Below are 25,839 nucleotides of genomic sequence, written 5' to 3'. Positions count from 1 at the left end.
TAGTCACCGCATGATTGGCAACTGAGAAACGAGTACCCATAAGCCTGTCGTGCCCCTCCAGGAGAGTCCCCCGGCAGCAGGAGCGACGGGGGTTGGATTTGGGCAGAACCTTATAGCCGGTTAAGTGCGTCCGCAAGAGATACCGCAACGGACGTACGCTTCGTCACATCAACTAGCGAGAGCTGATTCCGCGCGATAAGGTCGCCGCGATCCATATGAAAATCTCAGGTTTGCTGGGGCGGCACTCCAGCGGACCCAGAACCAGCGGGGAGCACGCCGTGGCGAAACATGCAGTACGTCACAACCGATCTCGGGGTACGTCCGTGCTCCTCTCGCGAGTGCGTGCCGCTGCGGTCGGGTCCATGGCGGTGTGCACCGTCGCAGCGTGCTCGACCTCCTCAGCACCCTCTCAGACGGTGGCAGCGGGCGCGCAGCCCTCTCAGGTCAGTGCCCAGGGTTCATTTCCCTACGCCGTGCCCCCCGCTCCCGGGGTTCCGGGGCTCCCCGTCGTCGCAGCCGCACCGAACGGTCCCGGCGGGCCGGGTGGACCCGCGAAGCCGGCCGCACCGGCCGCCGAACCTCCCGGGGCCGGACAGCCCGCCCTCCCGCAGGGTCGATCGGTAACGAACGCCTTCGTCTCGAAGATCACTGGCGCCCAGTCGTATTCTCACACCGATAAGAACTGGGGCGTCGCCGGCGCGGCCTGGGCCGTGCCGTTCGCGGACTCGCGGGGACGAACCCTCGTCGCGTTCGGCGATACCTTCGGCGGCCCGCGCGCGACCGGGGAGCAGGCCACGACTCCGCCGCTGGTTGACGGTAGCGGATTGAACGTGCCGATCATTCCCTCCGCGGTCAAGATCCCCGTGCCCGACATCCCGTTGATCAACATCCGCGCCGGCGGCCAGCAGGGTTCCGGTTCCGGTTCCGGTAGCAGCGGCTCGGGCAACTCCTCGGAGGGTTCCGGCGGCGGCACCGGGCAGCAGAGCCCCGGCGTCGGTTGGACCGGGACCACGGGGCCGACCGGATTCGACTGGAGGTCCAATTCGCTCGCGGTCGCCGACGTCTCCAATCCCTCGGCGGGCATGAAGATCACGTCGTTCATCTCGGACCGCGCGGGCCACGCCAAGGAGATTCTCCAGAGCGCGAAGGCGAAGGGCGCCGAGGAGACCGTCATTCCGACCTCCGGTTTCGCGATCGGTGACCGCACCTTCCTGACCTACACCTCCATTCGCAACTGGGGCCCCTCCTCCGGGCAGTGGGTATCGAACTACTCGGGCATCGCCTACTCGGACGACGGTGGCTCCACATGGTTCAAGGCCCCGAAGGCCGTCTGGCGCAACTCGGAGCGGAACACCGCATTCCAGATGACCTCCGCCGTCGTCGTCGGCGACGAGGTCTACCTGTACGGGAGCCCGCCCGGCCGCATCGGCGGCGTCTTCGTGTCGAAGACCAAGACCAAGGACGTCCTCGACTCGTCCAAGTACCAGGTGTGGAACGGCGGACAGTTCTCCGCCGCGGAGAAGACCGCCCCGTCCCCCCTCGCCTGGGGTGCGCTCGGCGACTTCAACGTCGCTTATCATCCCGGCGTTCAGCGGTTCGTGATGGTCAATACGGACATGGTGCGCAATGCCATCGTGATGCGCCAGTCCGCGTCGGCGCTCGGCCCGTGGTCGGATCCCGAGATCATCGCCTCGGGCACCGACTATCCCAGCCTCTACGCACCGCGAGTCCTCCCCGGTTCCTCGGGCAACGATCTGTACTTCGTCGTGTCTCAGTTCAATTCGTACAACACGTACCTGATGCACACGAACGTCACCAAGCAGAATCCCAAGCCACCGGCGCAGTTGGCCCCCGTCACCCTCCCCGGTGGAGCGCAGGTCCCGTCGATCCCGGTCCCGGATGTGGGCCAGAGTCCGCTCCCGAACGCGCCCTTCCTCCCTCCCGGGCCGGCGCAAGGGGCGCCCACCGGGCCGACCAGCCAACTACCTCCCAACACCGGCAAGCCCGCACCCTCGTCGTCCACCGCGACGGCGCGGTCCGGTTCCTGACCGATCCTGCTGCGCATGACTCCATCCGACCGGAAGGGCCGAATCCGATGACCTCCTCGTTCTCCCAGTTCCCACTCGACGACCTGCTCGACGCGAGCAGCAGCCTGCGGGTGGTATCCGCGTCGCTGTCGGCCCCGGCACGCCCCTCCGTCGCCGGCGCAGGGTCGGAAGCAGGTGCGGCGGTCAACGCAGCCATGGCCGGTCATGCCGAGGTCGGCGGGGTCTTCACCCAACAGCTGATCGCGAACATCGCTGAGTTCGGCCGCGCCGCCGACGGTATCGCCGCGCGAGCGTCGGCGTCGGACATCGCCGGCAAGGCGCTGTTCAACCGCGTGCAGGCGTGACCGGACACGCGTCCAACGGCGCACACCTCGCGTCCACCGGGTCGGGAACGTTCCGTGGCTGAGTTCGTCCGGGTCACCGTCGTCGGCCCCGAGGAGAACGCCGCCGACGTGACCGCGCCGCTCGGACGCCCTGTCGCCGAGGTCGTCGACCAGGTCGCCGCCGTTCTCGGTCTCGATCCGTCCGACGAGACCGGATGGCAGTTCGCATCGGTGGCGGCCGGTCCCCTCGCCGCGCACGGGAAGCTCAGCGACTACGCCGTCGTCGACGGGGACATGCTCTACATCGTGCCCGCCGCGAGCGAGATCGCCGCACCGGAGATCTTCTCCGCGATCGACGTGGTCGCCGACTACGTCGAGGACGACCGTCGGATGTGGACCGGCAGCGCCCGGCATTCCGTCGTCGTGGGCTACGCGGGAATGCTGGTCGTCGTCGCGGCCGTGGCCTTCGCCGTCACGGGGGGCCTCGTCGCCGGCGCGTGCGCCGCTGCGATGGGCGCATTCATCCTCGCCACCTACGCAGCTCCGGAGCCGGCCCGTCACCTCGTCTGGATCACTCCGATCTGCTTCGCCGCCGCGTCGGCGGCGGTGTTCCACGCGTCCCCGTGGCCACAGGTAGCCCTCGCCACCGTCGGCGGCGGCCTGTGCGGAATCGCCATCACGACCTTCGTCCTGTCACCGGCCCGGTGGGCGATCGTCGCTTCGTCGTCGATCGCCGGCGGATTCGCAATCGCCGCCGTGATCGCGATCCGCTTGGGAGTCAACGCGACCGCGCTCGCGGCATGGATCTCTCCGGTCCTCATCATCGGCCTCGCCTGCGCGGGACGGCTCTCGGTGGCGTGGTCGGGACTGGGCGGCGTCGTGGCCCGCACCGAAGAGGAGTCTCCCGCCGCCTCGTATGAGGCCGGGCGTGACCGCCCCGGTCGCCCCGAGATCGTACGGCGGGCAGTCGTCGCCACTGACCTCCTCGACGGGATCGTGTGGGCATGCTGCGCGAGCGCCGTGGGAGCCGTTCTCGTACTGGCGATCACCGGCGTTTGGGAGCAGGCGGCGTTCGGCGCCTACATCGGGCTGGCCTTCCTCCTACGAAGTCGAAGCTTCTCAGAGGTCCGGCACGTCGCGCCGATCATCGGCGTCGCAGTGACGAGTGCGTTCATCGTGCCCGTCGCACTGATCGGTCAGCGCATCGGGGAGTCGGCTCCGTTCATCACCGCGGCCGCGACCATGGTCATCGCCCTACTCCTCGGCGTGATCATCCTGTTCCTCGGCTATTTCGAGCTCCCCACCGTCACCGGCGCACGCCTGGCCCAGCTCTGGAACGTCATCGATGCGCTCGTCCTACTGGGGCTGATTCCCATGTTGTTCTGGGCTCAGGGCATTTACCAGTACATACTTGGTACCGACCTGGGGCGCTGATGGTGACTTCGTACCCATCCAGCCGGCGATCCACACTCCCGCCAGCACCGCCGCCGCGGCGATCGCCGCGATCGCGACGGACCACAGCACGAGCATCACGACCGATGCCGTCGACCGCGGGGGGAGCTTTCCGTTCAGGACCGCAGCGGTGGTCAATTTCGTACGGAGCGAATGCGCCTGCAGAATCCTCTGTCGTTCCGACCGTTCCCAGTGCACCCGCTGCGCCTGCTGACGCGCGGATCCCGCTACCTGATCGTCGACCTGCATTCCGCAACGGTATCGCGTGCACGACCCCGAGAGGCCACTCCGTGACGAAATCGACAGCCCGCGCGCCACACCGGCGTTCGTTCCAACGCCGTTTCGCTATCGTCCGCGGCGCCGCGATCGCCGTTACCGTGATCGTCCTGCTTTCCGGATGTTCAGCGCGCCTGACGCGAACACCCGACGTGCCCGCCTCCTCGGCCTCCAGCACCCCGTCTGCACCGCGAGCGGCGGCAGCAATGGCTAAATGGGCGGCCATTCACAGTGGCCCCTATCTCACCCCGACGACGGCGCTGGAGTCCTACTCCTGGGCCGCCCTGGTGATGGGGAAGAACGCACCGCGCTGCCAACTCGGCTGGGCCACACTGGCGGCCATCGGGCGCATCACCTCCGATCACGGGACTTCCCGGAGTCACCGTCTCGGGGACGACGCCGTCGTCCAACCGTCCTTCCGCGAAGCGCAGAAGCCGACGGCGAAGGACACGGACGGCGGATTCTACGACGGCGACGCTTCCGCGGACCTTCTCATGGGCCCACTTCTGTTCGCCCCCACCGTGTGGGAGCAGTGGGCCATCACCGCGAGCTCCGACACGAGCACGCCACCGAATCCCGACAATCTCGACGATGCCGCCCTGACCCTCGGGCGCCTGCTCTGCGGCGCCGGCGCCGACATGTCGACACCCGAGGGCTGGCAGAAGGCCGTCGCCTCGTACAACCCCGATCCTAAGTTCATCGAGGCCGTCAACTTCCAAGCCAAGTCGTTCACCGACTGAAGCGCCACCCGCGGCAGAATCGAACCTCCATGTCGGTCACCATTTTCCGCCGGCCCGCCCGCGGGCGTGGTCCCGAGCTGAACGTCGCCCCCCTCGACATCCCTGCCGTCCCCGCCACTGCTCGTGGCGCGGGCGGAATATCGACCGTCGTGCGCGCGGTGCTCCCGCTCGGCGCGGCGATCGGCGCCGGGGCGATGCTGTTCTCCGGCAACAACCCGATCCGGATGCTCGCCGGCGTCGCGATCATCGCCTCCATGGTGCTCGCCGCGATCGCCAGCGTGATCTTCGCCCGCACGGGCAGCCGCCGAGAAGCGCGTGAGGCCCGCCTCGGGTACGTCGACTACATCGGGCGACTCCGTGTGGGTATCGACCAGGACATCCTCGACTACCGTGCCGCGATGGCATGGCGCCACCCCGCGCCCGAAGCCCTACCGCAGATCGCGGTCAACCGTCTCCGCCTGTTCGAACGACGCCGCGGCGACATCGACTTCCTCGTGGTCCGCATCGGTGAGGGCATCGGCCCGATAGCGCGTTCCGTCACCCTTCCCGGCCCTTCCGGCTCCGCCGCGCCACCCGATCCGGTCGCGGCGGCGCATGCCGACAGGCTCCTGCAACGCGCGGAGTCGGTCATCGGAGTACCGGTCGCCGTCCTGCTGCGCGGCACGGTCTCGGTGCTGGGCGAGGGGCATGAGACCGGACGGACGATCACGGCCCTGGTGCTCGGCGCTGCCGCTCTTCATGCTCCGGCCGATCTTCAGATCATGCTGTGCGCCACGCCCGATGACATCGGCACACCGCCCGACCCCGTCACCGGGGCAGGCCGATTCGACTGGATGAAATGGCTTCCGCACGCGGCCGACCCGGGGCGCTTCGACGGTCCCTTCCCCGCCCGCCGCGTCACCACCGATCCGGCCGAGATGCGGACGCGGCTCGTCGAACTCATCTCCGCGCGCATCACTGCTCTCAGCGACCGGGGCCACCGGTCGCGTTCGGAGTCCGCGTGGGACGGCCCGACCCTCGTCGTCATCATGACCGAAGCCGCCCGCATCGGCAGTGGCCTGGGGGCGGGTACCGATCCGGCCGACCTGCTCCCTCCGGGAGTCTCTCCCGAGCAGCTCGGGATCTGCTTCGTGACCGAGACACTGCGCCGCGTCGATGAGCCGGGACACGTCGACACCCGCGTTCGCGTCTCCCCGTCGGGCGAGGTGGATGTGACCGACCTGACGGGCGTCCTGACCAGGCTTCTCGGCGGCGACGACTCGGATGCCGACGGTGATGCGGACACCACGGAGTCCGCCACCGCCGTGCGGAGCTCGCGATCGGCATACGACGGCGACGACGGCAGGATCTCCGCGGCATCGATCAATGGGATCGACCTCGACAGCGGACCGGGATGGGTGAAGCGTCTCATCCTGGGGACGGACCGCGGGACCGTCGATGCCTGGACCCTCGAGCTGGCCACCGTCTGCGCCAGGCGACTCGCACCCCTGCGCCTCGTCGCGGATCCGATCCCGTCGAGTGCCCTCGAAGCCACCTTCGATCTTCCGTCCCTGCACGACATCAGTGATCCCGCAGATCTCGACCCGGCAGCACTGTGGAGCACGCCGAGGTCGCTCGGCGATCACCTCAACGTTCCGATCGGCGCGGATGCAGCCGGCGCGCCGGTCCGCCTCGACATCAAAGAATCCGGTCAGAACGGGATGGGGCCGCACGGCCTCTGCGTCGGCGCCACGGGATCCGGCAAATCCGAACTCCTTCGAACGCTCCTCACCTCCATGGCCATAGCGCACCCGCCGGATCTCCTGTCGTTCGTCCTCGTCGACTACAAGGGCGGGGCCGCGTTCGCCGGCTTCGAGCGCCTTCCCCACACCAGCGCCTCGGTCGACAACCTCGCCGACGATCTCGGGTTGGTCGATCGCCTGCACGACGCCCTTCTCGGTGAGCTCCAGCGACGTCAGCGCGTCCTCGCCGATGCCGGCAACCTGCCGAACGTCACCGAATACCAACGCCTGCGGCGGATCCGCCTCGCCGATCCCACTGCGGAGCAGCTGCCACCTCTCCCCGCGCTGTTCGTTGTCATCGACGAGTTCGGTGAGATCCTCTCGGCCAAGCCCGACTTCATCGATCTCTTCGTACAGATCGGGCGGATCGGCCGCTCGATCGGCGTCCACCTCCTCCTGTCCACTCAGCGTCTCGAGGAGGGCCGGCTCCGCGGTCTCGAGTCGCATCTCTCGTACCGGATCGGACTGCGGACGTTCACGGCACAGGAGTCCCGGACAGCACTCGGCGTGTCGGACGCGCATACCCTTCCCGCCGTGCCGGGTTCGGCGATTCTCAAGGTCGACCCCGACGTCTTCACGAGGTTCAAGGCCGCGTTCGTCTCCGGCCCGTACCGGCCCAGCGTCGAGCGTGTGCAGAGCGAAGCCGCGCCGGAGGTGTCCCGCTTCGAGTTCTCGCCAGCCGCGGAGGGTCACGGCCGCCATGCGTCCGCAGCACCCACGCTCGCCCCGACCGACACGACGACCCTCGACGTCATCCTCGACGCCCTCGATGCGCCCGCCCTCCAGTCCCGCCGCATCTGGCTGCCCCCGCTCCCGCCAGCCCTACCCCTCGACCAGGTCAGCGCAGGCTCGAACCACTCCGTGGACGGCCTCGCAGTCGCGATCGGTCTCGCCGACGAGCCCAAACGGCAACGTCAGTCGCCACTCACCGTCGACTTCCGGGGAACGTCGGGCAACGTCTACATCTCGGGCGCCCCGCAGACCGGCAAGACGACCACGCTGCGGTCCATCGTCGTCGCCGGCGCGATCAGCCACCCGCCGGCGACACTCGGATTCCACGTCATCGACGCGAACGGAACGGCGCTCGCGGACCTCGAGCGTCTGCCCAACACCGGAAGTGTCGCGACGCGCTACGACGGCGACCTCGCGCGCCGGATCGTGGCGGATCTGCACGGCAGTCTGGATTCCCGCGAACAGTTCTTCGCGTCGCGACGAATCCAGGGTATCGCCGACCTCCGGGCGCGCATCGCGAGTGGCGAGCAGTTCCCCGAGATCGTGACGGCCGACATCGTCTTGGCGATCGACGGCTGGGCGTCCTTCAAGGAGAACCACGAGGACCTCGTCGACGTCGTCCAGGACATCGGCAACCGTGGTCTCGCGCTCGGTATCCATGTCGTCATCGTCGGTGGACGATGGGCCGACCTCCGGATGTCGATGCAGGCAGTGATCGGCACCAAGATCGAGCATCGCCTCAACGATCCACTCGATTCGACGATCGGCCGCGCACAGAACGCGCTGATCCGCGCCGATCAACCCGGCCGTGTCATCACGACGGAACCCCTGGGCGCGCAGGCTCAGATCGCCCTACCCCGCCTCTCCTCCGACTCGGGCTTCGACGAGGTCGTTAACGTGGCGCGGCAACGTGCCGCCGGGCAGGCCATGCCGCCGGTTCCCACCCTCCCCGACGCGCTCGCCTATCGAGGCTTCCGCTCCGGCTTCCCCGAACGCGAGCCGCTCCTCGTCGGCATCAACGAGACCGACCTCGCCCCGCTCGTCCTCGATCCGACGACGACCGATCAGCATCTGCTCGTCATCGGCGAATCCCGTTCAGGGAAAACGAATCTCCTCCGCGTGATCGTCGAGGAGCTCGTCTCGACCCACACCGACGAGCAACTGGTCATCGGCCTCTTCGATCCCCGGCGAACACTGCAGGGCTTCGTCGCGGACGACTATCTGGGCGGATACGCGGGCTCGCCGCCCGCGGCCGGAGCCCTTGCGGCGGGCATCGCAGAAGAACTGCAACGGCGACTCCCGCCGGAGGACCTGCAACAGCAGGCGGCACCGTTCACGGGACCGCACATCTACCTCATCGTGGACGACTACGACCTGCTCGCATCCGGCGCCTCGAACAATCCGCTGGCCCCGCTGATCCCGTACCTTCCCTACGCCGCCGACATCGGACTGCATCTGGTGGTCGCCCGCCGGTCAGCGGGCATCAGCCGCGCGCTGTACGACAGCGTCGTCGGCGGAATCCGCGAGCACAACGCCACCATGGTGCTGTTCTCCGGCGACCGCCAGGAAGGCAGCCTGGCGCCCGGCGTCCATCTCACCCATCAGCCGGTCGGCCGCGTTCGCATCATCCGGCCCCATTCCGCACCCGTCCACGCCCAGACCCTGCTCCTCGAGGCCGACTGACCGGTCATCCACTCATCGCTGCCGCGCCGAGGCGTCCGACACCATCTCCGGGCACGCCCGCCCGGCCCGCAGCTCGTAGTGCCACACCTCGTTCGCGTACGTGCGGCACAACTCGAACCGCTCCGAGTAGCGGTCCATCCAGTAGGCGGCCTCCGTCGGCCCCACGTCCACCGCATCGCCCGTCACGTGCTCGGAGGTCGACGGGGTCGCGACCAGGCGCGCAGCCTCCTCCGCGCCGTCACGCCGCACGGCATCGTCGTAGAGGTACTGTTGATACCGCTTCGACCGCCACCCCGACGTGAGGTGCATCGCGACGCCCTCCTGGGCTGCTGCACGTGCCGCCGACCGGATCGCCCTGCGCAACTTCGGGTCGAGCCTGGTCACCGCCGGCACAACCGCATCCACCGCTACCCGGTCCAGCACCACCCCGTCGGCCTCTCCCAGCTGCCCGACGGTGCCCGTCTCCGCTCCGCCCGGTACCCCCGGGAGCGTCTCCGAACACGCCGCGATCATCGCGGCCACCGCGACGAGGACGACCAGCGCGGCAGCTGATTTCGTGAGTACATGAGCCATGCACTCACGATGGGCCGCTCAGGTCCCGGTACCGTCGCCGACGGTCCGCCGTCCCGTCCCGATTGTGTTTCAAACGCCACAGCGCCGGCGGCCTGTGAGTAGTCTCACCGGTCGCCGCACTGCGACGGCCCAGAGGCGGACGTAGCGTTTCGCCATGGCAGAGAGCACATTGACCGTTGTCGTTCCCGCCTACAACGAGGACGAGGTCATCGAGGAATGCCTCGAGCGACTTCTCGCCGAGGGCTCCGAGATCGACGAGATCATCGTGGTCGACAACAACTCGACAGACCGCACCGTCGCCCTGGTGGAGGCCACCGCCGCGGCGAACCCCGTCGTGAAGTTGATCCGCGAGACCCGGCAGGGCCTGGTGTGGGCCCGCAACGCGGGGCTCGACGCCGCCACCTCATCGGTGATCGCCCGGATCGACGCGGACACCGTCGTCGCTCCGGGATGGGCACGGCGCCTGCGCACGTTCTTCGACTCCGACGACGGCCGCGGCTTCGACGTCGTCTCCACCCTCGGGGAGTTCCGCGGGCTCCCCGGCCGGCGATTCCAATCCGCCCTGAACAAGTGGAACGACCCTTTCGGGCGCAACGAGAAACGCGCGCAACGGGTGAGCTACTGCTTCGGGCCGAGCATGGCCTTCCGCGCTGAGACGTGGCGCCGCATTCGGCCGCACGTCGCGATGCGCAGAGACGTCTTCGAGGACGTCGACATCGCCCTCTGTGTTCAGGACGCGGGCGGGGAGTGCGCGCTGATCCGGGACGTCGTGGTGGAGGTCTCGCCGCGCCGCTTCTACACCGGCGTCGGCAGCTACGCGACCTACGCCGCGTACCTGCCCCGCACGTTCTGGATCCACGGACGGCGCGGAACAGCCGCATGGCTGACGGCGGCGCTCCCGCTGACCGTCGGCTTCCACGCGGCGCGACTCGCCGTCCTGCGCGGCACCGGCGACGGCGGTTTCGCGCTGTGGAAGGTCTTCCGCAGCACCGGGACGGAACGAGAGCGACCGTGAAGCGACCACCTCCGGCGATCCTGGGCGGGCTCCTCCCCGTGATCGCCTACTTCAGCGCCACCCGTCTGGGCGGCCTCTCGCAGCTGACCGGCGTCGTGCTCGGCATCGTCACGGGGCTGGTGATCGTGACCTGGCGGATGCTCGTCACGCGCCAGGTCGGGCAGCTGGAGTTGTTCACGACCGCGATCCTCGCGGTGGCCCTCATACCGTCGCTCGTCACCGGGGAGCCGCGGATCGCCCTTGCGGCACAGTCCATCGACGGCTTCTTCGCGGCGGCGTACTTCCTCGTCTCGGCGTTCACCCGCAGGCCGCTCGTGGCGAGCATCCTCGGGCCGATGTACGTCAAGGCGCTCAAGGTGGAACCGACGGCGTGGGACCGCTGCCTGGATGAGTCTCCACGGTTCCGCAGCCGGATCCGGTGGATGAGCGTGGTCTGCGCCGTCACCGCGGTCACCGGATCGTCGGCCGGCCTGTACCTCGCGTTGCACTACCCGATCGACACCGTGGTCCTGGTCGGGCCGGTGATCGGCTTCGTGCTCGTCCCGCTGGCCCTGCTCGTCATCAAGCTGGCGGACCGGCCCCTGCGCGCGGAACTCCGTCGTCCGGTGGACCCCCGCCCGGCCTGAGGCCGGGCGCAGTCACCAGCGCAGTGTGAGCTCGCCCCCGTCGGGGAGCGCCGCCCAGCGCGGGGCGACGTCGTCGTAGCGGGCGAAGATCCGCTCGCACAGGGCGGGGTCGATGTCCGCGTCCTCGAGGGCACCGGGCCACAAGGGCTCCGGCTTCCGGTGCCCGCGCTCCACCTCCCACAGCGCTGCGGTCAGCGAGGCGAGGTACTCCGAGCGCGCCATGTCCGCGGATTGCGCGGTCGACGGCTGCCGCTTGCGGCGGGACGCCTTGCGGCGCTCTCCCGGGTCGGCGGGCCAGAACAGCCCGTCGAGCCCGTTCGCGTCGGCGATCCGCCCGAACACCCCGCCGCGCAGGCCCGCCTCGGATTCGACGATGAGGTGCGCCGCGTCGTGCGGCACCGGCGGCCGGCCGCCCGGGCCGCCGCGGGGCGCCAGCTCCGGGCCCTTATCGCGCACGATCCGCACGTCGTACCCATTCCTGCGCTTGACGAACGTGACCTCCATGCCCCCAGGGTGCGTCGCACGCCCGGGTCGCCGCAACCGGTTTTCGACGGGCTGCGGGCCGCGGCCGCGCGCAATACAGTGGCGGCATGTCGATGCGCGCCCGCCCGTCCCTGTCCCTGCTCGGCGCGGCGGTGCTCGCCACGACGGCCGTGGTCGGCGCCGCGCCGACGCACGCGGCCCCCGCCCCCAGCTACGTCGCGCTCGGCGATTCCTACTCCTCCCTCCCCGCCGACGCCACCGTCGGCGCCTCGCTGCAGGAGCGCGCGTGCGGGCGGTCCACGCTCAACTACCCGAAGCTGGTGGCCGCGTCGCTGGGCCTCGCCCCGGACGCGCTGCGGGACAACACCTGCGGCGGCGCCAAGACGCGGGACGCCTTCGCGAGCCAGCACGCCGGCTCCGCGAAGACCGGCTACTACGACGCCGCGCCGCAGCTCGACGGGATCACCCCCGCCACGAAGCTCGTCACCGTCTCCCTCGGCGGCAACGACGGCGACCTCTACTCGAGCATCATCGAATCCTGCGCGGTGACACCGCGATCGGCCTCGGTCCGCTGCACCGCCGATCAGCGCACCCGCCCGGCCCGCCTGTCCGACGGTGCCGTCACCTCCCGTCTGGCGAAGATCACCGCGGCCAACGAGCGCATCATCCGCGCCGTCCGCGAGCGCTCGCCACGGACGCGGATCCTCGTGGTGGGCTACCCCGCCGTGTTCGCCGGCGACCGGACCTGCACCACGATCGCGCCCTTCCGCTCCGCCTCGATCCCGTGGATGCGCAGCATTCTCACAGAGCGGCTCAACGGAGCCGTCCGGCGGGCCGCCGTGAACGCCCGCGCCGAGTACGTCGACATGGAGGCACCGTCGAAGGGCCACGAGCTGTGCAGCGCGCGACCGTGGATCAACGGCGTCGACGAGGTGCCCCGCGCCGCCGCGCTGCACCCCTTCCCCGAGGAGGGAGAGGCGGTCGCCACCGCGGTCACCGCCGCCGTGCGGGCGTCAGGCCCGCGCCTGTAGCCGCCGCCGCGGCGGACTCGAAAACGACGATGGCCCTCTCCGCGCGGAGGGGGCCATCGCCATGCGCCGGCTAGCGGCCGATCAGCTTGAGCGCCTTGATCGCCGACGGGACGACGTTCAGGAAGACGTTGCGCGGCACGCCCTTGATGCCCCCGATGCCGATGATCCGCTGCTCCGCGATGGTCTTCGACTCGCAGTACTTCAGCAGGCCCTCGGTGCCGTGGCGACGGCCGACGCCCGAGATGCCCATGCCGCCCATCGGCGCGGCGGTGGAGCCCCACGCGGCGGCGTAGCCCTCGTTGATGTTGACGGTGCCGGCGTTGATCCGCTCCGCGATCGCCTGCGCCTGCTTCGTCGTGCCCGCGAAAACGCTGGCGTTGAGGCCGTACTCGGTGTCGTTGGCCTTTTCGACGGCCTCGTCGATGGAGTCGACGGGGTAGATCGAGACCAGCGGACCGAAGGTCTCCGACTTGAAGCAGACAGCCTCCTCCGGCACGTCCTTGAGGACGGTCGGCTCATAGAAGAACGGGCCGAGGTCGGGGCGGGCCTTGCCGCCGGCGAGCACCGTCGCGCCCTTGGCAACGGCGTCGTCGACGTGCGCGGCGACGGTATCGATCTGCGACTTCGACGCGAGCGAGCCCATCTCGTTCTCGAAGTCGTAACCGGCGCCCAGTGCGAGCGCGGCGGTGCGTTCGGCGAAGGCGCGGGCGAACTCGTCGGCGATCGCCCGCTCCACGTAGATCCGCTCGATCGAGATGCACAGCTGCCCCGAGTTCGAGAACGCGGCGCGGGCGGCACCATCGGCCGTGTGCGCGATGTCGGCGTCCTTGGTGACCACCATCGGGTTCTTGCCGCCCAGCTCGGCGGAGAAGCCGATGAGGCGCTTGCCGCACTGCTCAGCGAGCGTGGCGCCGGTGGCGGAGGAGCCGGTGAACATGAGGTAGTCAGCGCGCTCGACGATCGCGGTGCCCACAATGCCACCGGGGCCGGGGACCACGGCGAACAGGTCGCGCGGCAGACCGGCGCGGTACAGCAACTCGACGGCCGCCAGGGCGCAGTACGGGGTCTGCGAATCGGGCTTGAGCACGACGGCGTTGCCGGCGGCCAGCGCGGCGACACCGTCGGAGACGGCGAGCGTGATGGGGTAGTTCCACGGCGCGATCACGCCGACGACGCCCTTCGGCTGGTAGCGCACCCGGGTCTTGGTGAACACCGGCAGCATGCCGTCGGTGCTCTTCTCCGCCAGGATCTTCGGCGCGTTCTTGCCGTACCAGCGGGCCGTCATCGCGACGTCCAGCGACTCCTCCTGGGCGTATTGACGGGCCTTGCCGGTCTCCAGCTGCACCATGTCCATGAGCTCGGCGCGGTGATCGTTCACCAGGTCCGCGAACGTCAGCAGCACGGCCGCGCGGTCCTTGGCGCTGCGCGCCGCCCACTGCTTCTGCGCGAGGCGGGCCCGCTCGAAGGCCTTCTCCACGTCCTCCACGGTGCCCACGGGGATCGTGGTGACCTTCTCGCCGGAGAACGCCTCGAGGACGTCGCGCGCCTCGCGCTGCTCCGGGTGGTCGATCGCCGAGAGGGCGCGAAGACGGTCGAACGTGGCCTGGGTAGGTGCTGGCATGACGCCAGATTACCCGCTTGTTGATGCGCACTCAATAGAAGGTCTGCGGCGGCGGTCGGAGAATCGGCCGAATCCACGTCGGGGCCGAAGATATGCATTCTGAGCTGGCAATCCGCTGATTCTCCGAGGCTCTTCTCCACAGGTGAGGTTATGAAACCTCTTTCCTCCACAGATCCCCGTCCGTTGGCCCGGGCATCGGCCACAGTCCGCCGATGATCGAGCCATGCACACCAACGAGATCCTGCAGGCGCTGGCCGCTCCTGACGGCGGTGTCGTCTCCCGCCGGCGCGCGCTGGCGGCGGGCGTCGATGCGGCGGCGATCGAGCGTCTGCGACGTACCGGCGACATCGTGGCGATCCGGCCCGGGTGGTATCGACTCCCCGACGCCGACGCGGTCGTCGTGGCAGCGGTCAAGAGCGGCGCGGTCCTCACCTGCGTCTCGGCGCTGCGACTGCACCCCGGCGTGTGGGTCCCGCCGCACCGGACCAAGACGCATGTGCGGCGGGCACGCCACCGCCGTACGGCCGCGCACCAGGACTGCGACGCCGGACATCCGATGAGTTCGCCGATCCGCGCCGTCGATCCCCTCCCCGACGCGCTCCGGTGTGCCGCGCACTGCCTGGACGCCGACGAATTCGTCGCGGTTCTCGACTCGACGCTCCGACGCGTGGGCGATCGCTACACCGCCGGCGATCTCCGCGAGATCTTCGACAGCAGGTCGCAGCAGGTTCTCCGCCTGCTGGACTTCGTGGACCCACTCGCAGGTTCCGGAACGGAATCTCTGGTCCGATTCCGCCTGCAGTACGCCCGGATCACGGTCCGCAGCCAGGTGGAGATTCCTGGCATCGGGCGCGTGGACCTCTTGGTCGGCGACAGGCTCATCATCGAGTGCGACAGCACCGCACGCCACACTGGGCCGCGACGCCTGGAGGACAACCGACGTGATCGCGCCGCGATGCGCGGCGATTACCGAGTGATGCGGATCGACTACTCGGAGGTGATCGGCAACTGGCCGGCGATCTACGCCGAGATCCTCGACATCGTGCGCACCGGCCGCCATCGCGGACCCGTGCGCGTCGTGGAATCAGCCGATCTTGGCGCGGCGCCGCAGATATCGATCGCCACCTCGAAATCCGCCGATTCTCCCAGCCGGATACTCTGGCGACCATGAACAACGTGCAGTTCACCCCCACCGCGGACCTGGTCGACGAGATCGGCCCCGACGTGCGCAGCTGCGACACGCAGTTCCGGCAGTTCGGCGGCCGCAAGCAGTTCGCCGGCGAGGTCGTCACGGTGAAGTGCTTCCAGGACAACGCGCTGCTCAAGTCGATCCTGGGCGAGCCGGGCGAGGGCCGCGTGCTGGTCATCGACGGCTCCGACGAGAACGGCATCCCCTCGCTGCACACCGCGCTGGTCGGCGACCTCATCGCCGAGTTGGGCCGCGGCAACGGCTGGGCCGGCATCGTGGCCTACGGCGCGGTCCGCGACGCCGCCGTGATCGGCACGCTGGACATCGGCGTCAAGGCGCTCGGCACCAACCCGCGCAAGTCCACGAAGACCGCCGAGGGCCAGCGCGACATCCCGCTCACCTTCGGCGGCGTGACGTTCAACCCGGGCGACATTCTTTTCAGCGATGAGGACGGCATCGTCCTCCGGTGACGCACCTCGCCCCCGGAGCCACCCTCCTCCAGCGCCGCGACGGCAGCGTCCTCCGGTAACAATCATGTGGAGCACGCGCGAGGTCGCAGAGCTGGCGGGAACCAGCCTGCGTACCGTGCGGCACTACCACGACGTCGGGCTGCTGGACGAACCGGCGCGACGGTCCAACGGCTACAAGACCTACGGCGTCGAGCACCTGGTGCGGCTGGTCTGGATCCGCCGCATGACAAGGCTGGGCTTCAGCCTCGCGCAGATCGCCGCGATGGACGCGGACGGCGTGGACGACGCCGCAGCCGCCGAGCTCGACGCCAAGCTGTACGCCGACATCGAACGGCTGCAGGCGATCCGCGAGGAACTGCGTGTGCTGCGCACGTCAACGGCACCGTCGGACCTGCCGCCCGAGCTGTCCGCGGCGGCGACGGCCCGGAACCTCTCCCCCGCGGACCGCAAGTTCAGCGCCGTCCTCGCACAGCTCGTCGGACCGGCCCGGGCCGAGGAGTACGCGCGCATGCTCACCGCGTACAGCCGGACCGACGCGGCCGACGACTTCGACAACCTCCGCGCCGACGCGGACGAGGCCACGATCGCCGACCTCGTCGCGCGCCTCGTCCCCGACGTCCTGCATCAGGTCGAGGACTTCCCTGACCTGGGCGTCTGGTCCGACGAGGGCGGGCACGATCAACGCTCCGCGCAGCGGGTGATCCTCGCCGCGCTGACGGAGCTGTACAACCCGGCGCAGCTGCAGGTGCTCACTCGGGTCACGGTCGCAGCCGCGCGCGAGGACTGACGGCTCAGCGCGCGACGCGGGCGGACCGCCCGAAAACCTCCACCACATCACCCACCGCGAGCTGCCGGCCACGACGCAGGTCGACCTCGCCGTTCACCGCCACCTCGCCCTCGGCGATCACCGCCTTGGCCTCGGCCCCCGAGTCGATGAGACCCGCCAGCTTGAGAAACTGCCCCAGCCGGATCACATCGTCGGAGATGGTCACATCGATCGCCTCACTCACGCGACCATCATGCCGCACCGCGCGCCCGCTCGACCGTCGCCGCGAGCAGCCGGTCGAGTGCCGCGGGAGCAGCGGCCCCGGCGCCCTCGACCACGACCACGACCGACCGCACCCTCGCCAGCAGGATTCGGCGCTCCTTGACGAGCTTCGACATCGGGGGCTCCGCGGACGAATCATCCGCGAGGTCTACAGATTCCGAGGTGTAGACGTACGACGGGAGACCGAAGACCATCGCACCGGGACCGAAGGTGTCGGTCACGCCGCGGTTCCTGTTCGACGGCGCCGCGAAACTGGGGAACGCCCGCTGATACGTCCGACAGCCCGCGATCCACGCCGCGGTGAGCGCGAAGACATCGGCGCCCTCCCGTTCGCGTTCGATGGAGACCGTGATGGAGGCGTCGTCGCGCTGCGAGGTGGTGGACGCTGCGTAGTACAGATTCCAATCGGACCCGTCCGGGCTGCGGGAGAAGGACTTGCCGAAAGGGGTGTACAGGCATTGCGCGGGCCGGGTCTCACCGTCGGTCTGGCCGTGCAGACCGAGCCCCGCGCCGTCCTCGTCCGCCACGCTGGTCGACGGTGCCGCCCCGCCCGGGAAATCGGCCGCCCCGGGCAACAGCGCGGCCAGCGCGGCATTGCTTCGACCGCCCAGGTCGGAGTGGTCGGGCCGGAATGTCCCCGAGTACTCGTTGAAGAGCCCCGGGTAGCTGCGCGCCGTCGACGACGGCGCCGCCGCGTTGCTCGACGGAGCGGGGGCGGCAGCGATCGGCTTCGTCTCGCACGCTGCGACCGCCAGGAGCGTGACGAGCGCGACCGCAGTTCCGTACCTCATGTTTCCTCCCCGGGCCGGAATTCCCCGACCGTACTACCCTCGCCGGTGTGCTGCTCGATCTGGCGGGTACCCGCACCCACGTGGTGGTCGACGAGCCGATCGCCCCGGCGACCGAGCCGCCCGTCGTGCTGAACTCCGGCCTGGCTGGGAACTGGTTCGACTGGGACGCGGTCACGGAGCTCCTGACCGCGAGCCGCACCGTCGTCCGGCTGGACCGGCCCGGATACGGCCTCTCCGATCCCTGGCCCGACGGTGCCCTCCCCACCCTGGACTCCGAGGTCACCCGGTTGTGCGCGTTGCTGGACGCGCTGGACATCGACGCGGCGGTGATGGTGGGGCATTCGATGGCGAGCTTCTACGTCGAGGCGTTCGCCCGCGAACACCCGCACCGCACAGCCGGCTCGGTTCTCCTCGACGGCAGCGTCGAGACCTCTCCCCGCTGGGTGGTGCCTGGCGAGCTGCGTGACGCCGCGCTCCTGCGGTCGGCCGACGCGGCGGCCGCGGTACGGATGAACCTGTTCGGTCCGCTGGTGCATCGAATGCTGGGCGCCGGCCCGCCGCCGCCGGAGTACGCGGAGATCCTCTCCTCCGAGGCGTACTTCCGCGCGGCGTTCCTGGAGAACGGCCGGTACCCCGTGCTGGCGCGCGAGCTCGCCGATCTGCGGGAGCGGAGGACGCTCCCGGCAGGCGCCCCATGCACGGTGGCCGCGGCGTTCGCCGGGCGGCGCACCCCGTGGGCGACACACTGGCTGGAGCAGCAGCGGGAGCTGGCGGACGTGCTGCACGCGCGGTTCGCGGTGATCGCGCCGAGTGGCCATCAGGCCATGGTCGATCAGCCCGCACAGACGGCGGCGCTGATCCTGGACGCGACTATCCGACCCGCAGAACCCGCAGGTCCGACGCGGTGACGAGGCGCTCGCCGTCCTCGGCGAGCGTGCGCGCGAGGCGACGGCTCCGCAACCGAGAGATCGCCTTCGAGCCCAGCAGGGTGGTGCGACGGTGCAGCTTCACGGGTGTCTCCGGTGCGATCTCGATGCGGAACGGTTGGTTACAGATACTGTATTCCTCCCGCGCGCCCGGGTCCAGCGCTCACCCCCGAAGCGTGTCACTCCTCACATGCGGGTTCCGGCGAGCGCCCGCGCACCGCGCGGCTACGCTGTGGGTGTTCGTGCAGCAATTTGCGTCCTCACACATCCTCCAAGGAGAACCGTGTCCGATCTCGACGACCTGATCAAGTCCATCCCGCTCGCGGATATCGCCGCCCAGCTCGGCGTCTCGGAGGACGTCGCCTCGGAGGCCGTCAACCAGACGGTGCCGACCCTGCTCGCCGGCCTCCAGGCGCAGGACACCACCGAGGCCCCGGCCGATCTCGCGCAGGCCGCCGACAGCGGCGACGGCCAGCAGATCGTCTCCAGCCTGTTCGGCGAGAAGACCGACGACGTGGCCGCCGCGGCCGCCGCGCCGCTGTCCTCCGGCGTCACCGACGGCCTGGTCAAGCAGCTGCTCCCGATCCTCGCGCCCATCGTGATCAGTTTCGTCATGAAGAAGCTGACCAGCGGCGGCGCGGCCGCTCCGCAGCAGGAGCAGGCCCCGGCCCCGCAGCAGAGCGGCGGCGACGTGCTCGGCAGCATCCTGGGCAACATGCTCGGCGGCGGCAACCAGCAGGCAGGCGGCAACGCCGCGGGCAACGTCCTGGGCAGCATCCTGGGCGGCCTGCTCAAGGGCAAGTAATCCTCGAACACCCGAAGGCCGGCTCCCGTGCGGGAGCCGGCCTTCGTGGTTCGACGGTGCGTTACCGCTGCGGGGCGGCGGTGGGCACGATCGGCGCGGGCAGCGCGGTGTCGCCCATGAGGAAGCGGTCGACGGCGGCCGCGGCGCTGCGGCCCTCCGCGATGGCCCACACGATGAGCGACTGGCCGCGGCCGGCGTCGCCGGCGACGAAGACGCCCGGCACCGTCGACTGGAAGTCGTCGCCACGGGCGACGTTGCCCCGCTCGCTGTACTCGACGCCCAGCTTGTCCAGCAGGTCGTCGCGCTGCGGGCCGACGAAGCCCATGGCCAGCAGCACGAGGTCGGCCTCGAGGGTGAAGTCGGTGCCCTCGACCTTCTCGAACCGGCCGCCCTCCATCTTGACCTCGTACGCCTTGAGACCGGTGACCTTGCCGTCCTCGCCCACGAACTCCTCAGTGCTGACGGAGAAGACGCGCTCGCCGCCCTCCTCGTGGGCCGAGCTGATGCGGTACATCAGCGGGTAGGTCGGCCACGGGGTCGACTCGGCGCGCTCGCGCGGCGGGACCGGCATGATCTCGAACTGGTGCACGGTGGTCGCGCCCTGGCGCAGCGAGGTGCCCAGGCAGTCGGCGCCGGTGTCGCCGCCGCCGATGATGACGACCTTCTTGTCCTTGGCGTGCAGCGGCGGCAGGCCGTTCTCGTCGAGGACGTCGTCGCCGACCGCGGCGCGGTTGGCCCAGGGCAGGAACTCCATCGCCTGGTGGATGCCGTCCAGCTCGCGCCCGGGGATGGGCAGGTCACGCCAGACGGTGGCGCCGTTGGCGAGCACGACCGCGTCGAAGTCCTCGCGGAGCTGCTCGACGGTCACGTCCACGCCCACGTTGACGCCGGTCTTGAAGACGGTGCCCTCCGCGCTCATCTGGGCGAGGCGACGGTCGATGTGCCGCTTCTCCATCTTGAACTCGGGGATGCCGTAGCGGAGCAGGCCGCCGATGCGATCGGCACGCTCGAAGACGGTCACGGTGTGGCCGCCGCGGGTGAGCTGCTGCGCCGCGGCGAGGCCCGCCGGGCCCGAGCCGACCACGGCGACCTTCTTACCGGTGAGCCGGGTCGGGTGCTGCGGCGAGACCCAGCCCTCGTCGAAGGCCTTGTCGATGAGCTCGACCTCGACCTGCTTGATGGTGACGGGGTCCTGGTTGATGCCCAGCACGCACGACGCCTCGCACGGCGCGGGACACAACCGCCCGGTGAACTCCGGGAAGTTGTTCGTGGCGTGCAGCCGCTCGATGCCGTCGTACCAACGGTCCTTGTACGCCAGTGTGTTCCACTCGGGGATCAGGTTCCCGAGCGGGCAGCCGTTGTGGCAGAAAGGAATACCGCAGTCCATGCACCGGGAGGCCTGCTTGCGCAGGGTGGTCCCGTCGAAGGGCTTGTAGACCTCGTTCCAGTCCAGGAGCCGGAGCGGGACGGGCCGGCGAACCGGGGTCTCGCGCGAGTTGTTCTTCAGAAAGCCTTGCGGATCAGCCACGAGCGGCCTCCATCACTGCGTCGTCGATGTTGCGGCCGTCGATTTCGGCGCGCTTGATGGCGGTGAGCACGCGCTTGTAGTCGCGCGGCATCACCTTGGCGAAGAGCTGGCGCTCTCGCGGCCAGTTGGCCAGGATCCGTTCCGCGACGGCGGAATCGGTGTAGCGGTAGTGGTTGGTCACGGCACCGTGGACGAAGTCGATATCGGCCTCGTCGAGCGACTCCAGCTCCACCAGCTCGGTGTTGAGGTCGCGCTCGAACTGTCCGTCGGCGTTGTAGACGTAGGCCACGCCGCCGGACATACCGGCGCCGAAGTTGCGTCCCGTGTCGCCCAGGACCACCACGCGGCCGCCGGTCATGTACTCGCAGCCGTGGTCGCCTACGCCCTCGACGACCGCGACGGCGCCGGAGTTGCGCACCGCGAACCGCTCGCCCGCCTTGCCGTTGAGGTAGACCTCACCAGAGGTGGCGCCGAACAGGATCACGTTGCCCGCGATGATGTTGTCCGCGGCCACGAACTCCTCCGGGGCGTTGCGCGCCGGGCGGACCACGATCTTGCCACCGGAGAGGCCCTTGCCCACGAAGTCGTTGGCGTCACCCTCGAGGCGCAGGGTGATGCCCTTCGGCACGAAGGCGCCGAAGCTGTTGCCCGCGCTGCCCTTGAAGGTGATGTCGATGGTGTCCTCGGGGAGGCCGTCGGCGCCGTGCGCCTTGGTCACCTCGTGGCCGAGCATCGTGCCCACGGTGCGGTTCACGTTGGAGATCGGCGTCTCGATGGTGACCGGCGCGCCGGTCTCCACTGCGACGCGCGCCTGCGAGATCAGCTGCTGGTCCAGAGCCTTCTCAAGGCCGTGGTCCTGCGGCTGGCTGCAGAACAGGTCCTGCTTCATGAACGGCGAGTCGACCTGCGCCAGGATCGGCGAGAGGTCCAGCTTGCCGGCCTTGGCGTCGCCCCAGTGGGCCTGCGCCGCGGTGGTGTCGAGGATCTGCGACTGGCCGACCGCCTCCTGCAGGGTGCGGAAGCCCAGCTCGGCGAGCAGCTCGCGCACCTCCTCGGCGATGTACAGGAAGAAGTTCTCCACGAACTCCGGCTTGCCGGTGAACCGGCGGCGCAGCACCGGGTTCTGCGTGGCTACGCCCACGGGGCAGGTGTCCAGGTGGCACACGCGCATCATGATGCAGCCGGAGACCACCAGCGGGGCGGTCGCGAAGCCGAACTCCTCGCCGCCGAGCAGCGCGGCGACGATGACGTCGCGGCCCGTCTTGAGCTGACCGTCGACCTGCACGACGATCCGGTCGCGGAGTCCGTTGAGCAGCAGCGTCTGCTGGGTCTCGGCGAGACCGATCTCCCACGGCGCGCCCGCGTGCTTGACCGAGGTCAGCGGGGTGGCGCCGGTGCCGCCGTCGTGTCCCGAGATGAGCACCACGTCGGCGTGCGCCTTCGAGACGCCCGCCGCGACGGTGCCCACGCCGATCTCCGAGACGAGTTTCACGTGAATCCGCGCCTGCGGGTTCGCGTTCTTCAGGTCGTGGATTAGCTGCGCCAGGTCCTCGATCGAGTAGATGTCGTGGTGCGGCGGGGGCGAGATCAGGCCGACGCCCGGCGTCGAACCACGGACCTCGGCGACCCACGGGTACACCTTGTGCGGGGGCAGCTGGCCGCCCTCGCCGGGCTTCGCGCCTTGCGCCATCTTAATCTGGATGTCGGTGCAGTTGCTCAGGTAGTGCGAGGTCACGCCGAACCGGCCCGAGGCGACCTGCTTGATCGCCGAGCGACGGAAATCGCCGTTCTCGTCGGGCGTGAAGCGTCGCGGATCCTCGCCGCCCTCACCGGAGTTCGAGCGGCCGCCGAGGCGGTTCATGGCGATGGCCAGCGTCTCGTGCGCCTCGGCCGAGATCGAGCCGTAGCTCATGGCACCGGTCGAGAAGCGCTTGACGATCTCGCTCGCGGGCTCCACCTCGTCGATGGAGATCGACGGGCGATCACTCTGGAAGCGGAACAGGCCGCGCAGCGAGGCGAGCCGCTCGCTCTGGTCGTCGACCAGCTTCGTGTACTCCTTGAACACCTTGTACTGCCCGGTGCGCGTCGCGTGCTGGAGCTTGAAGACGGTGTCCGGGTTGAACAGGTGGTACTCGCCCTCGCGGCGCCACTGGTACTCGCCGCCCACCTCGAGCTCGCGGTGCGCGAGCTCCTCGGGCCGGTCGTTCATGGCGCGCTTGTGCCGTGCAGCGATGTCGGCGGCGATCTCGTCGAGACCGATGCCGTCGAGCTGGCTCTGCAGACCGGTGAAGAACTCGTCGACGACGTCCTGCGCGATGCCGATCACCTGGAACAGCTGCGCGCCGGTGTAGGAGGCGAGGGTGGAGATGCCCATCTTGGACATCACCTTGAGCACGCCCTTGCCGGCCGCCTTGACGTAGTTGGCGTTGAGCTTCTCCAGCGAGGTGCCGTTGAGCTCGCCGCGGAGGTGCATGTCCTCGATGGTCGCGAAGGCCATGTACGGGTTGACCGCAGCGGCGCCGCAGCCGATGAGCGCGGCCATGTGGTGCACCTCGCGGGCGTCGCCCGACTCCACGATGAGCCCGACCTTGGTGCGGCTGCGCTCGCGCACCAGGTGGTGGTGCACGGCGGAAGTCAGCAGCAGCGAGGGGATCGGCGCGAGCAGCCGGTCGGAGTTGCGGTCCGACAGGATGATCAGGCGCGCGCCGCCCTCGATGGCCTCGGAGACCTGGGTGCGCACGGTGTCGAGCGCCTCGCGCAAACCCTTGCCGCCCTCGGCCACGTGGTACAGGCCCGGGATCACCACGGACCGGAACTCGGGCAGGGTGCCGTCGTCGTTGACCTTGACCAGCTTGATCAGCTCGTCGTTGTTGAGAATCGGCTGGTCCAGGTGAATCTGGCGGCAGCTGCCCGCCACCGGGTTCAGCAGGTCACCCTCACCGCCGATGGTGCCGCCAAGGCTGGTGACGATCTCCTCACGGATGGCGTCCAGCGGCGGGTTGGTCACCTGCGCGAAGAGCTGCTGGAAGTAGTCGAACAGCAGCCGCGGGCGCAGCGAGAGCACGGCGACAGGGGTGTCGGTGCCCATGGAACCGATCGCCTCGGCGCCGGTCTTCGCCATCGGCGTGAGCAGCAGGTCCAGCTCCTCGGTCGTGTAACCGAACATCTGCTGCCGCTGGGTAACCCGGTCGTGCGGCATGACGGGGTGCGGTCGGTCCGGCAGGTCCTTCAGGCGCAACAGGCCCTCGTCGAGCCACTGCTGGTAGGGCTCGGCCGCCGCGAGGTCGGTCTTGATCTCCTCGTCAGAGACGATGCGACCCTGCGCGGTGTCCACGAGGAACATGCGGCCCGGCTGCAGGCGGGTCTTGTAGACCACCTCGGAGTGGTCGATGTCGAGCACGCCCACCTCGGAGCCGAGCACGACGAGGCCGTCCTTAGTCACCCAGATCCGCGACGGGCGCAGGCCGTTGCGGTCCAGGACGGCGCCGATGACGGTGCCGTCGGTGAAGCAGACCGAGGCCGGCCCGTCCCACGGCTCCATGAGCGAGGAGTGGTACTCGTAGAACGCCCGGCGGGCCGGGTCCATGTCCTGGTGCCGCTCCCACGCCTCGGGGATCATCATCAGCACGGCGTGCGGCAGGCTGCGGCCGCCGAGGTGCAGCAGCTCGAGCACCTCGTCGAAGCGCGCGGTGTCGGAGCCGCCCTCGGTGCAGATCGGGAAGATCTTCTCGCCGGCGTCCTCGCCGAAGGCGGAGACATCGAGCAGTGCCTCACGGGCGCGCATCCAGTTCTCGTTACCGCCGACGGTGTTGATCTCGCCGTTGTGCGCGACGCGCCGGTAGGGGTGCGCGAGCGGCCAGCTCGGGAAGGTATTGGTGGAGAAGCGCGAGTGCACCAGGCCGAGGGCCGACTCGACGCGCTCGTCCTGCAGGTCCACGAAGAAGCCGCGCAGCTGCGGCGTGGTCAGCATGCCCTTGTAGACGAAGGTCTGGCCGGACAGCGACGGGAAGTACACCGACTCCTCGCCCTGCGAGCCCGCGCCGGCACCGTCGGTGCCGAGCTCGCGCTCGACCCGCTTGCGGATCACGAAGCAGCGGCGCTCGAGGTCCATGCCCGAGAGGGGCGCACCGTCGGCGTCCGTGCCCGCGATGAAGACCTGCCGCATGGTGGGCATGGCGTCGCGGGCGAGCGCCCCCAGCGAGCCGTCGTCGGTGGGCTGGTCGCGCCAGCCGAGGACCGTGAGCCCCTCCTCGGCGACGATGCCCTCGACGCCCGCGGCGGCCTTCGTCGCCTCGGCGGCGGCCTGCGGGAGGAAGGCGATGCCGGTGGCGTACGCGCCCTGGTGGGGCAGCTCGAAGTCCACGACCTCGCGGAAGAAGCGATCCGGGACCTGGATCAGGATGCCCGCGCCGTCACCGGTGTTGGGCTCTGCGCCCGCCGCACCGCGGTGCTCCAGGTTGACGAGCGCGGTGATGGCCTTGTCGACGATGTCCCGAGACTTGCGTCCGTGCATGTCCACCACGAAGGCGACGCCACATGCGTCATGCTCGTTCGCGGGGTGGTACAGGCCCTGAGGGCCCGGGGGGACGAATCGGCTCATCGAATACCTGCCTCTACGCAGCGCCTCACGGCGGAACGGGTTCTTCAAGGTTCGGCGATCCGGGACTGCAGATCACCTCAGGCATCGTTGGCTGTACC

The 25,839-nt window shown here is 69.5% G+C and carries 21 protein-coding genes; 13 read left to right on the top strand and 8 right to left on the bottom strand.

What is annotated here, in order from left to right; all coding sequences use genetic code 11:
- The first annotated feature begins 830 nt into the window (after positions 1 to 830).
- From HNP44_RS06010 to eccCa, 5 genes are all read left to right on the top strand, one after another.
- Positions 831 to 2,048, top strand: a complete 1,218-nt coding sequence (locus HNP44_RS06010; RefSeq protein ID WP_259142110.1) for a DUF4185 domain-containing protein — start codon at positions 831 to 833, stop codon at positions 2,046 to 2,048.
- Between the two features lie 47 nt (positions 2,049 to 2,095).
- On the top strand, positions 2,096 to 2,392 hold the full coding sequence (locus HNP44_RS06005; RefSeq protein WP_259142111.1) for a hypothetical protein: 297 nt from the start codon (positions 2,096 to 2,098) through the stop codon (positions 2,390 to 2,392).
- A gap of 54 nt (positions 2,393 to 2,446) precedes the next feature.
- Positions 2,447 to 3,805, top strand: coding sequence for an EsaB/YukD family protein (locus HNP44_RS06000; RefSeq protein ID WP_259142112.1), 1,359 nt, complete (start codon positions 2,447 to 2,449; stop codon positions 3,803 to 3,805).
- 500 nt (positions 3,806 to 4,305) lie between these two features.
- On the top strand, positions 4,306 to 4,839 hold the full coding sequence (locus HNP44_RS05995) for a hypothetical protein (protein WP_259142113.1): 534 nt from the start codon (positions 4,306 to 4,308) through the stop codon (positions 4,837 to 4,839).
- Positions 4,840 to 4,868: 29 nt separating this feature from the next.
- On the top strand, positions 4,869 to 9,035 hold the full coding sequence (eccCa, locus tag HNP44_RS05990) for a type VII secretion protein EccCa (protein WP_259142114.1): 4,167 nt from the start codon (positions 4,869 to 4,871) through the stop codon (positions 9,033 to 9,035).
- A gap of 12 nt (positions 9,036 to 9,047) precedes the next feature.
- On the opposite strand, the gene HNP44_RS05985 is transcribed toward eccCa, so the two are convergent.
- Complete coding sequence (locus HNP44_RS05985) at positions 9,048 to 9,608, bottom strand: M15 family metallopeptidase (RefSeq protein ID WP_259142115.1); 561 nt, start codon at positions 9,606 to 9,608, stop codon at positions 9,048 to 9,050.
- A gap of 154 nt (positions 9,609 to 9,762) precedes the next feature.
- Between HNP44_RS05985 and HNP44_RS05980 the strand changes: the two genes are divergently transcribed.
- A complete protein-coding gene (locus HNP44_RS05980; protein ID WP_259142116.1) occupies positions 9,763 to 10,623 on the top strand; it encodes a glycosyltransferase in 861 nt (286 codons plus the stop codon).
- A complete protein-coding gene (locus tag HNP44_RS05975; RefSeq protein WP_068526627.1) occupies positions 10,620 to 11,249 on the top strand; it encodes a VC0807 family protein in 630 nt (209 codons plus the stop codon). Before HNP44_RS05980 ends, HNP44_RS05975 begins: the two co-directional genes overlap by 4 nt.
- A 12-nt stretch (positions 11,250 to 11,261) precedes the next feature.
- On the opposite strand, the gene HNP44_RS05970 is transcribed toward HNP44_RS05975, so the two are convergent.
- A complete protein-coding gene (locus HNP44_RS05970; RefSeq protein WP_259142117.1) occupies positions 11,262 to 11,753 on the bottom strand; it encodes a hypothetical protein in 492 nt (163 codons plus the stop codon).
- Between the two features lie 86 nt (positions 11,754 to 11,839).
- On the opposite strand from HNP44_RS05970, the gene HNP44_RS05965 reads away from it, so the two are divergent.
- Positions 11,840 to 12,763, top strand: coding sequence for an SGNH/GDSL hydrolase family protein (locus tag HNP44_RS05965; RefSeq protein WP_259142119.1), 924 nt, complete (start codon positions 11,840 to 11,842; stop codon positions 12,761 to 12,763).
- 70 nt (positions 12,764 to 12,833) lie between these two features.
- Here the strand turns inward: HNP44_RS05965 and HNP44_RS05960 are convergent, their stop codons facing one another.
- The gene (locus HNP44_RS05960; RefSeq protein ID WP_259142121.1) at positions 12,834 to 14,384 is read right to left on the bottom strand and encodes a succinic semialdehyde dehydrogenase; all 1,551 of its coding nucleotides are present in this window, start codon (positions 14,382 to 14,384) and stop codon (positions 12,834 to 12,836) included.
- 223 nt (positions 14,385 to 14,607) lie between these two features.
- Here HNP44_RS05960 and HNP44_RS05955 point away from each other — a divergent pair, with 223 nt between their 5' ends.
- From HNP44_RS05955 to HNP44_RS05945, 3 genes are all read left to right on the top strand, one after another.
- A complete protein-coding gene (locus tag HNP44_RS05955; RefSeq protein ID WP_259142122.1) occupies positions 14,608 to 15,555 on the top strand; it encodes an endonuclease domain-containing protein in 948 nt (315 codons plus the stop codon).
- A complete protein-coding gene (gene rraA / locus HNP44_RS05950; RefSeq protein WP_259142123.1) occupies positions 15,552 to 16,043 on the top strand; it encodes a ribonuclease E activity regulator RraA in 492 nt (163 codons plus the stop codon). Before HNP44_RS05955 ends, rraA begins: the two co-directional genes overlap by 4 nt.
- A 64-nt stretch (positions 16,044 to 16,107) precedes the next feature.
- Positions 16,108 to 16,830, top strand: coding sequence for a MerR family transcriptional regulator (locus HNP44_RS05945; RefSeq protein WP_259142124.1), 723 nt, complete (start codon positions 16,108 to 16,110; stop codon positions 16,828 to 16,830).
- Between the two features lie 4 nt (positions 16,831 to 16,834).
- Here HNP44_RS05945 and HNP44_RS05940 read toward each other — a convergent pair whose 3' ends face one another.
- Together HNP44_RS05940 and HNP44_RS05935 are read right to left on the bottom strand one after the other, a co-directional pair.
- Entirely contained in the window at positions 16,835 to 17,053 is a 219-nt protein-coding gene (locus tag HNP44_RS05940; RefSeq protein WP_259142125.1) for an RNA-binding S4 domain-containing protein, read from the bottom strand.
- Between the two features lie 7 nt (positions 17,054 to 17,060).
- Entirely contained in the window at positions 17,061 to 17,882 is an 822-nt protein-coding gene (locus HNP44_RS05935) for a hypothetical protein (RefSeq protein ID WP_259142126.1), read from the bottom strand.
- 47 nt (positions 17,883 to 17,929) lie between these two features.
- Here HNP44_RS05935 and HNP44_RS05930 point away from each other — a divergent pair, with 47 nt between their 5' ends.
- Entirely contained in the window at positions 17,930 to 18,790 is an 861-nt protein-coding gene (locus HNP44_RS05930; protein ID WP_259142127.1) for an alpha/beta fold hydrolase, read from the top strand.
- Here HNP44_RS05930 and HNP44_RS05925 read toward each other — a convergent pair.
- Positions 18,753 to 18,893: a hypothetical protein gene (locus HNP44_RS05925; RefSeq protein ID WP_259142129.1), complete on the bottom strand. Its 141-nt coding sequence runs from the start codon at positions 18,891 to 18,893 to the stop codon at positions 18,753 to 18,755. The genes HNP44_RS05930 and HNP44_RS05925 overlap by 38 nt on opposite strands.
- 198 nt (positions 18,894 to 19,091) lie before the next feature.
- Between HNP44_RS05925 and HNP44_RS05920 the strand changes: the two genes are divergently transcribed.
- Positions 19,092 to 19,613 carry a DUF937 domain-containing protein gene (locus HNP44_RS05920; RefSeq protein ID WP_259142131.1) on the top strand — a complete coding sequence of 174 codons (522 nt, stop codon included), beginning with the start codon at positions 19,092 to 19,094 and terminating at the stop codon, positions 19,611 to 19,613.
- 61 nt (positions 19,614 to 19,674) lie between these two features.
- Here the strand turns inward: HNP44_RS05920 and HNP44_RS05915 are convergent, their stop codons facing one another.
- The gene (locus HNP44_RS05915) at positions 19,675 to 21,141 is read right to left on the bottom strand and encodes a glutamate synthase subunit beta (protein ID WP_259142133.1); all 1,467 of its coding nucleotides are present in this window, start codon (positions 21,139 to 21,141) and stop codon (positions 19,675 to 19,677) included.
- Positions 21,134 to 25,741 (bottom strand): glutamate synthase large subunit, encoded by a 4,608-nt coding sequence (gene gltB, locus HNP44_RS05910; protein WP_259172192.1) that lies wholly within the window; start codon positions 25,739 to 25,741, stop codon positions 21,134 to 21,136. The genes HNP44_RS05915 and gltB overlap by 8 nt, the downstream gene beginning before the upstream one ends.
- Positions 25,742 to 25,839 lie beyond the last annotated feature (98 nt).

It is taken from the genome of Tsukamurella ocularis, assembly GCF_024807615.1.
GTDB classification, from domain to species: Bacteria; Actinomycetota; Actinomycetes; order Mycobacteriales; family Mycobacteriaceae; genus Tsukamurella; species Tsukamurella ocularis.
The sequence above is the reverse complement of the archived record's forward strand: the minus strand, read 5'-3'. Positions and strand labels throughout refer to the sequence as shown.